This is a genomic window from Moritella sp. 5, from assembly GCF_018219455.1.
In the GTDB taxonomy this organism is placed as follows: Bacteria; Pseudomonadota; Gammaproteobacteria; order Enterobacterales; family Moritellaceae; genus Moritella.
The window spans coordinates 1,341,194-1,354,341 of sequence record NZ_CP056122.1 but is presented as its reverse complement, the minus strand read 5'-3'; the positions used below and the strand labels follow the sequence as shown (position 1 = coordinate 1,354,341).

General features: G+C 38.9%; 11 protein-coding genes. 2 read left to right on the top strand and 9 right to left on the bottom strand.

Translation table 11 applies throughout. The features are described 5' to 3' along the window. Positions 1-108: 108 nt before the first annotated feature. The 3 genes from HWV01_RS06075 to HWV01_RS06065 all read right to left on the bottom strand — a co-directional run bounded on the left by HWV01_RS06075 (position 109) and on the right by HWV01_RS06065 (position 2,469). On the bottom strand, positions 109-1,212 hold the full coding sequence (locus tag HWV01_RS06075) for a nickel/cobalt transporter (protein WP_211674562.1): 1,104 nt from the start codon (positions 1,210-1,212) through the stop codon (positions 109-111). A 25-nt stretch (positions 1,213-1,237) separates the two neighbouring features. Beyond that, positions 1,238-1,906 carry a DUF1007 family protein gene (locus tag HWV01_RS06070; RefSeq protein ID WP_211674561.1) on the bottom strand — a complete coding sequence of 223 codons (669 nt, stop codon included), beginning with the start codon at positions 1,904-1,906 and terminating at the stop codon, positions 1,238-1,240. A gap of 146 nt (positions 1,907-2,052) precedes the next feature. Continuing rightward, a complete protein-coding gene (locus tag HWV01_RS06065; protein ID WP_211674560.1) occupies positions 2,053-2,469 on the bottom strand; it encodes an Lrp/AsnC family transcriptional regulator in 417 nt (138 codons plus the stop codon). Positions 2,470-2,657: 188 nt separating this feature from the next. Here HWV01_RS06065 and lysA point away from each other — a divergent pair, with 188 nt between their 5' ends. Further along, complete coding sequence (gene lysA / locus HWV01_RS06060; RefSeq protein ID WP_211674559.1) at positions 2,658-3,983, top strand: diaminopimelate decarboxylase; 1,326 nt, start codon at positions 2,658-2,660, stop codon at positions 3,981-3,983. Positions 3,984-4,128: 145 nt separating this feature from the next. Beyond that, complete coding sequence (locus HWV01_RS06055; protein WP_211674558.1) at positions 4,129-4,758, top strand: SHOCT domain-containing protein; 630 nt, start codon at positions 4,129-4,131, stop codon at positions 4,756-4,758. Positions 4,759-4,850: 92 nt separating this feature from the next. Here the strand turns inward: HWV01_RS06055 and HWV01_RS06050 are convergent, their stop codons facing one another. The 6 genes from HWV01_RS06050 to HWV01_RS06025 form a co-directional block, all read right to left on the bottom strand. Further along, entirely contained in the window at positions 4,851-6,794 is a 1,944-nt protein-coding gene (locus HWV01_RS06050) for an EAL domain-containing protein (RefSeq protein WP_211674557.1), read from the bottom strand. A 5-nt stretch (positions 6,795-6,799) separates the two neighbouring features. Further along, positions 6,800-7,456 carry a transglutaminase-like cysteine peptidase gene (locus HWV01_RS06045; RefSeq protein WP_249185539.1) on the bottom strand — a complete coding sequence of 219 codons (657 nt, stop codon included), beginning with the start codon at positions 7,454-7,456 and terminating at the stop codon, positions 6,800-6,802. Positions 7,457-7,535: 79 nt separating this feature from the next. Further along, positions 7,536-8,132 (bottom strand): OmpA family protein, encoded by a 597-nt coding sequence (locus tag HWV01_RS06040; RefSeq protein ID WP_211674556.1) that lies wholly within the window; start codon positions 8,130-8,132, stop codon positions 7,536-7,538. Further along, the gene (locus HWV01_RS06035) at positions 8,132-9,544 is read right to left on the bottom strand and encodes a TolC family outer membrane protein (protein ID WP_211674555.1); all 1,413 of its coding nucleotides are present in this window, start codon (positions 9,542-9,544) and stop codon (positions 8,132-8,134) included. Before HWV01_RS06035 ends, HWV01_RS06040 begins: the two co-directional genes overlap by 1 nt. Positions 9,545-9,581: 37 nt before the next feature. Continuing rightward, positions 9,582-10,949 carry an HlyD family type I secretion periplasmic adaptor subunit gene (locus HWV01_RS06030; protein WP_211674554.1) on the bottom strand — a complete coding sequence of 456 codons (1,368 nt, stop codon included), beginning with the start codon at positions 10,947-10,949 and terminating at the stop codon, positions 9,582-9,584. After that, on the bottom strand, positions 10,946-13,123 hold the full coding sequence (locus HWV01_RS06025) for a type I secretion system permease/ATPase (RefSeq protein WP_211674553.1): 2,178 nt from the start codon (positions 13,121-13,123) through the stop codon (positions 10,946-10,948). Before HWV01_RS06025 ends, HWV01_RS06030 begins: the two co-directional genes overlap by 4 nt. Positions 13,124-13,148: the final 25 nt, after the last annotated feature.

Below are 13,148 nucleotides of genomic sequence, written 5' to 3'. Positions count from 1 at the left end.
ATCAATAAAAAAGAGCTACCTAAGTGAATTAGGAGGCTCTTTTTTGCAAGTTCACACGAATTACTGTGAATATTACATCGGGTCTTTTTTCAGTAATACGATGAACGACTAAAACATCGGAGACATACCTACAGGTCTCGATTCAAGTAATAACATTCCCAGTAATATTAATAACAAACCACCAATAATCGGCACAATAAACTTAGTTATATTAAGTCCATTTTTCGGCCCTCTATTACGCTTTCCTGTCGCTAAATAACGTCTTACAGCTTGCTTACCGGTAATGGTCATTATCGCAATAGTCGATGTGGTAAGCGCAGTACCTAACGCCATGACCACAGCACTGACAATACCAAGCCAATAAATATCAAGCATATTAGCAAACAACAACACCATAATTGCGCCCGTACAAGGACGAATACCAATACTCAAAATAATAGTTAAATACTCTTTGAATGAAGAGGCATCGTTAATTAGCTCTGGAGCCACGACATGTTGATGCCCACAGCCACAATTATCATGGTGCTCGTGGTCAACAAGCGATGAACTTGCTGGTGCGGCATATTTAGCAACAGATACCGATGGCGTCACTGGTGTTAACCGCTTAATAACCATATCAGCGCTATTCGATACGTTTTGATTTACTGTATCTTTGTGCTCTTTAATTACACGATACATCAAGACTAAGTTACTAAAAATAATAACAATACCTAATAAAATGACAGTATAAAAACTTAATGGAATGAGCAGTTCTGCTTTCTGATTAACTTCACGCATCGATGCATCAAATAGCATTAATAATACAGATACTAGCCCCACAGCAACGAAGGCCTGCACAAGCGAAGACAGAAGCGTGATAATAAGGCTTAACTTCACTTTAGCTTCTTGTGTCGCAATATAAGTTGTCACAATCAATTTGCCATGACCTGGACCAACTGAGTGCAAAACCCCATACATAAAACTAAGTCCGATCAGTGATACCCCTGCCATTAAACTTTCATTTTTAGCGGCGTGTAATAATTCACTCAACTCATTATTTATCTGTTTTTGCCACTGCATACCAGTGGTAATAAGTGTTGGCCAAACCTGCCAAAGTACATAACCTAAAGCAAAAAATAAAAAAATCATGCCAACGAAACCAAGCATAGGTAACAAAGGCGACTTATTTGTATTTTCCTTAGCCATTCGGCTATTCGAAACTAACGGTGTCATTATTTATCCTTGTATAAAAATAGCATTAAGGTTTGCAGTTGATAATGGCAGATTGAGTGAATAATTCGCCAATCGCATTATCTCTCTCAGCATCAACAGGTAATGACATAACATACGCAAGTTGTTCAGACGTAGGTGTCGCTTCAATAAGAGACAATTTACAATATTGACTCAGTTCCGGAGAGAGCCGAACTGCATTTTTTGCAGGCCAACTCATATCAACATAATAACTTGGATCATAAATAAGTAACTTGAGTGATTTATCAGATAGCACAAGGGGCTCAGCTAACGGTAGATAAAACTGTAGCGTCGCCTTTATTTTGTCTTGCACTAAAGTGCCCTGTTTCGCTAGTGCGTACTTAACTGGCTTCCCCCCTTCATAAAAATAGGTAAGGTAATGATTAGTTGTCATATTTGTCATAATCGAATCAGCGAGGTCCTGTAACGTCTGCGCTTTATTTTTAGCAGAGAGATCCTCGCCATCTAACATGTAAGCAGAAGTCATAGCATCAAACTCCCATGTCATTAAAAATCCAGTGATCTGTTTTCCATCTCCTTGGATCTCTGTTTTCATATCAATCCACGAGTGTGGATGAGCAGTACAATTCATACTCATCAATGCACCAATGAGCATCATAGTCACTTGCAATAAGCGCCCAATGTACTTTGGTTTTAATACATATAAAAACATCATTTCAACTCTCAAACAGTAAACGCCAAATAGTCGAAAACCTATATTTCCATACAAAAATAATGATTTCCAACACACTTCCGTATGTTATAACATAACAATGTGATTATAAAGAATGATTAGGCTTAATATCGTAAATTAGGGGGAAACTAAATTAACGTATCTAACACGCTAAATGTTTGGAGCTTATCCAGATCAGGTAATGCGGCAAGTAACTCTCTAATCTGCGAAACGCGTGTCATAGACTCCGCTTCGACATATACAATTAAATCGGTATCACCGCACAAAGTATGCGCGCGGGTTATTTCACCAATACCCTGTAAATACGGCGCAATTGACTTGGCATCAAATGGTCTAAATGTAAGTTGAAAATAGACCACCACTTTTGCCCCTTCAGCACTGCTCACATCGATGGTATAACGTAGGATAACGCCTGAATCTTTCAAGCGTTGGATTCGATCATTAACGGCGGTACGCGATAATCCAATGTCCTCACCAATGCTGGCAATTGAACGTCGTGAATTAGCAACGAGTGCATCAATAATTGCTTGATCGAACTTATCCATAAGTAGCTCTGTTTATATCTTATAAAACAGCTACTTTACACTTATTCATTGCTTTAACCAAGTTAAACACACGGCAGACAAAATCACCGTAATAACGATATTTTGTCATATCAAAACGTTATTTTTCACATTGTGCATAATACCTCACTTAATTATCCTATTAGTTCATCAGCAAAAGGATTTAAGCCATGACACAATTAACCCCTCAACTGCGTTATTTACCGAATGTACAACAACAAGCATTATGGCTAGAAAATGTATCAATTCAGCAGTTAGCATCTCAAGTTGCCACGCCTTTTTACTGCTATTCGAAAGCTGCACTACTTAATAATATCCATGCTTGCAAAGCCGCATTTGAACCAGAAAATATCCATATTCACTACGCCATGAAAGCGAACAGCAATCTGTCATTATTACGCATTGTCGCAAAACAAGGATTAGGTGTTGATATTGTCTCTATCGGCGAAATGCGACGGGCACTCAGCGCCGGATTCAAAGCTGAAGATATTGTCTTTTCAGGCGTAGGTAAAACAACCGCAGAACTCACCGAAGCCGTACTTGCAGGTGTCGGACAATTTAACCTTGAATCTAAAGAAGAATTAGCGGTTTTAATCACAATTGCAGATAAATACCAACAGCTGGTTTCTGCACTCATTCGCGTCAACCCAGAAGTCACTGTTGATACGCATAAGCACATCACTACTGGTGCTAAAGGCAATAAATTTGGTGTTAACTTTAGCGATGTATTACCTATGTTAGAAACAGCTGAATATTCGCCGTTCTTGAAAATAAATGGGCTGGCAATGCATATCGGTTCACAAATACGCACAACACAACCTTACTTAGATGCGATAGCTAAAATACAGATATTGATAAACGACCTTAAAACACAAGGTTACTCCCTAACTCAGCTTGATCTCGGTGGCGGCTTTGGAGTTCAATATAAAGACTACCAACGACTTATTCGTAATACAGTACAACAAGGACAAGATTATTTAGCGTTTAGTGATTTTGCTAACGCGATAAAGTCTGCCCTAGCTCATTGGCAAGGACGCATTAGTATTGAACCCGGGCGCTCATTGATGGCCGATATCGGCGTGATGGCATGCGAAATAACGTATATAAAAGAAAGCCGACCAACATCATTTGTCGTATTGGACGCGGCAATGAATGATTTAATGCGTCCAGCGCTGTATCAAACAACCCATGCATTAATACCCGTACAGTCACCTTCTAGCTCATTGCTAACCAAATACGACGTAGTCGGCCCTATTTGTGAAAGTACAGATACATTTTCCAAATCAGCGTCGCTACCAACTGATTTAGCCGCTGGAGATTTAATGTGTTTCTTATACACAGGTGCATATTGCGCGGTAATGAGTAACAGTTATAACAGCCGCCCTATCGCCGCCGAAATTTTAGTCGATGATGCTCAAGCGTATGTGATCAGACAAGCTATTACCCAAGATGATTTAATGGCATTTGAACAACCTTCAGCATTAAAACTGTTTTAAATTGTAATGGTATGTCATCTAGTCATAGATTTAAATTTGAAAACTAATCACATTCCTGTATGGTGAAACACAATAAACTACCTGCTTACATTGCATTAAGTAGACAATGTAAACAACACAATTTGTACGACATCAGGGAATAATTATGAAAATTATCAGCCAAAAAATGCGTAAATTATTATTGGTTATCGCGTTACCAGTATTAGCCTCGGGCTGTGCAGGCAATATCGAAAAACTTAATGCAGATACTGAGTTTGGCCCTGCCCCACAAGCATATCAACAAACCATTAAGGATTACTTTGCAGAAGAGTTAAATAACCCTGAAGTCGCTGAGTACGTGATTAGCGAACCGATGAAATTTTATCGTTCAAAACCATCACTTGCTGGTATTGGTGGCGGTATAAAGTGGCACGCTTGGGTAGCTGAAGTCGGTATTCCAGGTAAAGCAATATACAAATTCCTATCGGGAAGCGACAACGAGCTTGTTCATTACTATGTTCGTTTCAACGGTAATGATATTGACACTGTATATGAAGGCAATGGTTATACTTCATTAAAAAATGAAACTGGTTTCACTGTTGGTGAATACGCAACAATTGACAACATCACTATTACTGCAGAAACAGCAAAAGTAATTGAAGATGAAAAAGTAAGAGAAGATGCAGAACTAATCAAAAGCTTCGAATCGATTCGAGAGTTAAACAAGCTGTATAAAGAAGGTATTATTACCGAAGAAGAATATAGCTTAAAGAAAAAAGCAATATTAAAAATATAGTTATTAGTTTAACTGCTGTAAATCCAAAATAAAAACCGGAGTATCATCCTTGATATACCGGTTTTTATTTATCATTAATTTATCGAGTATGGTTAACTTAAGTGATCACCTGAATTATTAATGACATCTTCCGGTGAAGAAATATAGCCCTGATAACCTTGAGCACGTAATGGTTTTATTCTATCTAGTTGCTGCTGATTTTCTATCGCAGTGATGATCACATCAATACTTAACCCCTTACCAATATTAATCAAAGCACGACATAATTCATTGTTTTGTTGATTATTACTGTAGACAGACAAGGATTGGTCTAATTTCACATAATCAGGTTTCAATTGTTGTAGATAACTTAATGACCCCATTTGGCGACCGCAGTGATCAATACCGAAATGAGCTCCGTATCGACGAACAATACTCGCTAATTGCGAACTCTCATGAGGATTATTACTTGCAGAAGACTCGGTTATTTCAATATATATTTGTTCTGCTGAGATCGTATTTTGTAAAAAGTGCGCTAACCACGAATGAAACGTCGGATCGAGCAAACTATCCTGAGTTAAATTAACTGCTACAGGCTCTTTATTTAGATCAAGTATATTTTGCGAAATTAAGCTTTCTAATAAACATCGGTCCAGTTGACTGCCTAACGATAATAGCTCAACGTACGGCATAAATTGGCCAGCTTTAACCTGCTGGCCATCAATATTCAGACGACAGTAAAGTTCTCGCTGCAACACTTCACCACTATCCATCTGTAAGATAGGCTGCCATTGAAATACAAACTGATTATGATTAATCGCCGTTAATAAACGTTTACGCCACTCTTCTCGGTTAAATTCATGCTGGCAATGACTATTAAACCAGCTACTAGTCTTATTATCGATAAGCGCTTGTTGCAATGCGTTATCCGCTTGAGCGAGCAATTCAGAAGGTGTCATCTCATCATTACGCTCCGTTATGCCAATCGCAAAATCACTATTAGGCATACAACCAGCTTTAAACATTTCTTGATTAATTAAACGAATAAGCGCCTGTAAATAAGACGCCATTTTCTGATGATCACCTTTGGTTATTAAAAACGCAAACTCCGTATTTGAAATACGAGCAATAACACATTCAGCAACATCCGGTAATTGCTCTGTCATGCGGAATGCGAGAACTCGGATACTTTCATCACGAACCTGATAGCCATATTTACTGTGTACTTCATTCAGCCAATCTAATTTAGCTAGCAATAAGCCACCATAACCAGGATCTGTTAGCCAACTTGTGACTTGCCCTGTTAAATATTGTCTATTTGGTAAATTCGATACACGATCAACAAGGTTATCATGCTTTAAACTATCGACTTCATCGTCCAAGGTTTGAAATACTTGTTTGAGCTGTCCCGACATCGAATTTATTGCTTTTACTACTACACGCAACTCTGCAGTAGCAGGTAAGTCCATATCAGGGTTAAATACTCGTTGCGATATATTGCTGGCATGGCTAGCAATATCATGTAACGGTTTAAGTAAATGTTTAAGATGAAAATGTAATACAAAAATAGAGAGTAAAAATAAAAAAGAGATAATCAATAACGTATCATTCATTACCCGCCACAATTCACGATAACCTAATCCTGGATGCGCTTCTATTTTTAACTTTGCGAGTTGTAACCAACCCGATTGAATTAAACTTTCTTTGGTTTTAACCTCAAATAGCCCAAGATCAATAAACCACTGTGGCACTCCTTCAACGACAATTGGATTTTCCCATGATTGCTGCTTTTGGTCGGCAAGCCAAGTTAAATTAACCTTACGATAAAAACCGCCCTCAAAAATGACATTTACCAAGGTTTCAACCGCAGCGATATCACCCGTTTGTAAATGTGGTTTTAACATCAAACTTAATGATGTAGTGGTGTTATTAAGTTCAGATTCCATCTGATGAGCCATGAAATCACGTGTTTCTGTAAATTGAAAATACACCAGACTCGACATTACTAAGACAAATAAACCAAATAATAATGAATAGATCTGTTTAAACAAGGTCATTAATTTTACTCCAAACTCAGCTTCGGTTGCATCATACTCGACACGCCCATTCGCTGATTTAAATTACTCCAACGCTTTAATCGTTGTGATTTACCAGCCAAAATTCCTTGACCCTTTTCTTTGTTCAACCATAATTGCTTACCGTTAAAACTGTATACAGGTAATAAATCATTGCGTTGATCTGCAGGCTTTATTTCGCCATCAATGTTATCCAAAATTAATGGGATCGCGCCTGGTGTCGGATAATAAGCGACAACCATATGGTATTGATTTAGAGTCAATGACTTCACCATAGTAATTCGCATTTTTTCATCTTCAATACCTATCTCTAATAAACTGAAATATTTCGCAATAGCAAAATCCTCACAATCCCCACCATTTGCACCGATAAACTCCAGTGGCGTCGCCCAATAATTCTCTTTTCCCCAGAGCTTAATATCATCGATAAATACCAACTGGTTAAAAAAACCATTAACCTTATTCAACTTTTCGTTCAATGGAAGTACTTTGCTTGATGCCATAATCTGTAACCAAGTACGCCCTCTGAGAGCAGCCCTTTCACCATAACTTTTATCTAATGCAATAATAATTTCTTGATCGTTTAAGCGTGATACTGGATTTGCAGATAACTCCAATAACCAACTAGAGAAAAACAAAAATATAACGACTGCACACCCATGGTTCACTTTATTTGGCACTACAACTAACCTGCTACAATATGACTATGAATAAATGTAAACATTATTTATCTACACTGTAAATATTCCATTTCATATCTTTACTGGTGTTTTCACCCGTTAACTCAGCCACAATACGTCTATTTTTGGCATGTGCGCTTTTCGTATTACCATCATCGAGTATCCGCTCAAAGCCATAGCCAACCGCAGACACTCTGGATGTCGCAATACCAAAATTATTCACCAAAATGTTCATCACAGCTTGTGCACGCTCTTGAGATAAACGCATATTTAATGATTTACTGCCTAATTTACTCGTGTGCCCTTCAATAACAACTTCAGTATCAAGGTGTTTTTTCATAAAATTGGCTAACGCTTCAATATCACCAAAATATCGTTTACTCACGACTGCCGAATTACTGGCAAAGTTAACTTTTAGCTCTTGCCTCACTTTATTAATAATATCAGCACCACAACCATAATTATCAACTTTAGAACCAGCAAAAGAAGCAGGGCATTTTTCTCTACTTGTGATAACACCATCGTTATCAGCGTCACTCAAATCCTGCAGTTGAATCTGTGTATTATCTGCCATATCAACAATAGGTGTAGTACATGCCATTAATAACAATGACAAAATCAAAACAATAATATATTTCATTACTTCACGCCTCCGGCATATTCATCTTCACCCATCCAAATATCAGGTCTGGTTACCCGCAATGAATCTAATAATTTCCCTGTCGCATTTAATAAACGATAACGCGCAATAATTTCACTAAATTCTGCATCAACAAATTCTTTACGAGCTTGAAATAATTCATTTTCAGTATCAAGTAAGTCCAATAGGCTACGCTGGCCTAACTTGAATTGATGCTCATAAGCGGCTTGTGAATCTTTCGATGCCACAACATGTGCTTGTATATAATATTTTTGTTCGTTCAATAGTTCATATGCATTCCAGGCCAAGTAATACCCCTCTGTCACCTGACGATATGCACTTTTATTTAGCTCATTTGCTTCTGTAATTTTATAAGCCATTTCCCGGGCGTACGCTTTATCACTGCCGCCAGAATATAAATTGTAAGAAAAGCGAACCATAGCAACTACGTCATTGTTATGACCACCAACCCCCGATATACCACTGTGGCCATCTTCACCATCAAGATCGTTGTTAAAGTTAGCATCAACCTCGAACGTCACTTTCGGATAGTAATTTGAATTTGCAGCATCATACTGATAATGAGCAGCTGTTATGTCATTAGTCGATGATTTAATAATTGGATGGTTCGCTAATGCTTGGTCTAAGCCTATTAGCCTATCTGTAGGTAATAAATCTGCGTCAGGCACAGGGACAACAAGGTTATCAGCGCGTTGCTCTGTAACACGATAAAACTGCGCTTCTGTATCGAGGTAATTGTTCTTTGCTGAAATAACATTAGATTGTGCTCGAGCCAAACGACCTGTAATTTGAGAAAGATCAGCAATACTCCCTAGCCCAGAATCTGTCCGTTGTTTTATCTGACTATAAATGGTCTTATGCGTCGTCAAATTCTTTTCAGACAAAACTAATATCTGTTTATTTTTCAAAAGATTAGCGTACACCTTCGTTACTTCTAACGCCACATCTTCCGCGGTACTAAATAACCGCCATTGCTCAGCACTCGTTTCATGAATTGTACGATTAACATCGCTGGATGTTTGAAAACCACTAAATAAACTTTGTTTTAAGCTAATCCCAAATTCACCACGACGTAACTCTTCAGTATTATCATGATTATTGAGCTCACTCTTTCTCGTTCCCGGGCTATCGGTATATTCATAACCATAACCCCCAGTGAGATCAATACTCGGTAAATACCCAGATGATGCTTGCTTAACCTGCTCTTCACGTACTTTAAATTTACTAAAGGCAATGCGGATTTCAGGATGACTGCTTAATGTCAGCGCAACAGTTTGCTCTAACGACTGGGCATTGCCCATTGCCGGAACAACCATAGCTGAGCACATTATCGCGGAATAAAGAAAACCCTTATAGCCTCTTTGTTTCGAGTGAAAATTAGTCGGGTTCATGTTATCTCCATTTTTATTATATGTTTTCAATAGCAATTTATAACTCCCTAAGCGCCATTGCTTTAGCCCTTAAAACAGGATTCAATATATATTCTAATACCGTACGTTTACCTATCATCACATCAACAGATGTCATCATACCGGGGATTATTGGCATATCCTGATTACCCTGAATATCAGAAATTTGAGTGCGGACACGGATAATATAAAAACTATTACCGTCTTCATCCTGAGTTGTATCCGCACTTATGTGCTCAACAACCCCTTTTAAACCACCATAACGGGTAAAATCATATGCAGTAATCTTCACCACTGCTGGTAAGCCCAGATGAATAAAGGCAATATCTTTCGGTTTTATTTTGGCTTCAATCAGTAATTTATCTTCGGTTGGTACAATCTCTAGTAACACCTGGCCCGGTTGCACAACCCCGCCCATAGTGGTGATATGTAACGTTTTGATAGTCCCGACTACAGGTGAAATGATTAATGCTTTCTCTACCTTATCCTTAACACCAACTTGCGCTTCAGTAATTCGTGAGAACTTACCTTGCAATTCATTTAACTGCGCTCGTGCATCTGCACGATAATTAAGTACCGCTTCACGACGCTTTAACACCGCTTCAGCCATCACCGATTTTAATTTTGGTACTAATAAACGAAGAGAATCAAGCTCACCTTTAATACTGTTAACACTCCGCTCTAACTTGAGTAACTCCACCTCTGGTACGATGTTCTTTTTCGCTAAAGGTCGCGTCAATTCAATTTCCCGCGAAGCCAATTTATAACTTATTTCCAAGGTTTTTATTTTTGACTTTAATTCCCTGCTTTCTTCATAACGCTGTTGAATTTGCTGAGCCTGAATAGCAACCTGATTGCTAAGACTATCTAACCGAGCCTGATATTCATCTTGTTGACGCACGACTAAATACGGTAAGTTCTGCTTTAAATCATCAGGAAATATCAAGGTTTTTTTGGCTATCTTAATTTGTAATTGCCAGTCTGGAACATCGGCAACCAAGATACTAGTTAACTCACTGCGCAAACGAATAATATCCGCCCGCAAGCTATCAACTTCTTGACGTTGTTGTGCTAAATCTGCTCGAAAACGTGTATCATCGATTCTCGCCAGTGGCTGATCTTTACTGACTATCATGCCTTCAGTCACATATAACTGTTGTAAAATACCGCCATCTAAACTCTGAATGATCTGGATCTGCGAAGAAGGTACTACCTTACCCATTCCCGTTGCCACTCGGTCTAATTTGGCAAAGTAAGCCCAAATAATAAAACTAAGTACAAATGCAGCCAACGCCCAAATAGTTAATCTGTGAACCTGCGGCGTTTGCGCTAACATAGCACCGTACACATCATCTGCCATCTCTAAGTCTTGCTTACTAACCTTCATTGCACTGCTCCCGGAGTCAGCAATCCATTTTTCAACTTATTTAAAATAACCTCTTTACTGCCATCAGCAACCAAATGACCTTTATCTAATACTATGATCCGATCCACTAACTGTAATAGGTGCATTTTGTGCGTGATCAATACTAACGTGCGATCTTGCGCGGTAACTTTCATGGACTGTATAAACTGCTTTTCTGCTCGCGCATCCAAACTTGCAGTGGGTTCATCAAGTAATAATATTTGTGGTTCGTTTAAGATAGCGCGCGCTAAAGCGATAGATTGACGTTGACCGCGAGATAACGCTTTACCGCCTTCACCGACTTGCTGATCTAACCCCTGCGAATCAAGATCTGTAAATATATTTACCCCGGATAACTGTACCGCGCGAATAAGCTGATATTCCGTAATTTTTTTCGCACCAAACAAAATATTTTCGCGAATAGTGCCGTGAAACAAGGTTATATCCTGTGGTAAATACCCAAAATTACGGCGTAAATCACTTGGGTGGATCTGCTTATGATTCATGCCATCATAGTGCAAGCTACCCGTGGTAGGCTGATATAAACCTAACAAGAGTTTAGCGAGAGTGCTTTTCCCTGAACCATTACGCCCAATCACAGCAACTTTTTCACCTGGTTTTATCGCTAAAGACAGTGGATATAAACTCGGTTTATCAATATCAGGATAATTAAAACCAAGTTGCTCTAAAGTGATATTTCCTTCAAGTTTACGACGACTAACTAAATGCGCTTTGTCTTCAAATTCATCTTTCTGCGCCATGATTGCGTCAAGCTGACGCATAGCGCTCATGGTTTGATTAGACCGAGTCATTAATGAGGCTATTTTTGCCATCGGTGCTATCGCACGACTCGATAACATAACCGCAGCAATAATAGCCCCCATCGAAATAGCATTATCCGCCACTCTATAAACCCCTAAGACCACAACACCAATTACCGACGCTTGCACGATAAAACTTGCAACATTAGACACGGAATTGGTTAATACTTTAGATTTAAGCTGCCAGCTAGAGATATGGCCAAGCATCTGCTGCCAGCTGTTTTGCACCACACCTTCTGCACCGTTGGCTTTAATCAACTCTAATACCGATAAACTTTCAATTAAGTGACCGTGTCGCAGGCTAGAAAATTTATTACTTTCTTCAATAGCATGACGTAAACGCGGCTGGACAAGTAAGGTATAACCTAGGATAAGTAAGGTCGCAATAACGGAAAAAACCACGAGATCGCCAGCCACAAGCCAGATAATAAACATGAATAACAGTGCAAAAGGCAGGTCAACTAAGGCTGTTATCGTCGCCGAAGATAAAAACTCCCGCACACTGTCAAATTCACTGAGCTGCTTTGCCATGCCTCCGACACTAGCTGCGCGTTTTTCTAACGGCATACCAATCACTTTAGCAAACAATTTAGCTGAGGTTTGTAAATCAATTTTCTTACCTGCTACATCAATAAGGTAACCTCGTAATTGCTTCATGATAAAATCAAATATATAAGCAATGGTCGCACCAATCGCTAATACCCAGAGTGACTCAAAAGCTAAATTTGGCACCACTTTGTCATACACATTCATCACAAATAACGGGGATACTAAGGCAAACAAGTTAACTAAAATAGACGCGATAATAACATCACGATAGATCGGCGCAGCAGACTTAATTGTTTCCCATAACCAATGCTTTTTAGTTTCATGTAGGTGTACATCAAAATCACGGTCACCATGATATTGCTGCTTGATCAAAAACAGATAACCAACATAGATAGCTTCAAGTTCAGCGATCGTTAATGATATTTCACCGCCAGTTTCAGGCATTGAGATAATGGCTTTGTCTTGACTAAAATCCAGCTCCTGCAATACGCAGGCTTTTTGATCTTTTAATAACAAAATACACGGTAATAGCATACCCGGTAATTCATTCAGACCTTTTTGACTGAGTTTAGCACTCAGGCCCGCACGCCCAGCCGCTTGTGGCATTAACTCGGGGGTAAGATTCGCTCCCGATATAGACAGGCCAGCTGTGATCGCATCTGCGGAGCAGGGATTACCAAAGTGCTCAGTGAGTAAAATTAAGCAATCCAGTAGTGCATCCTCAGTAATATGCTGAGAAGCTTTGATCGTCCACTGTGTCTTATTTGCAGTTTTATTCGAGTCCACGTGTAATATTTCCCTCAAATTCCTT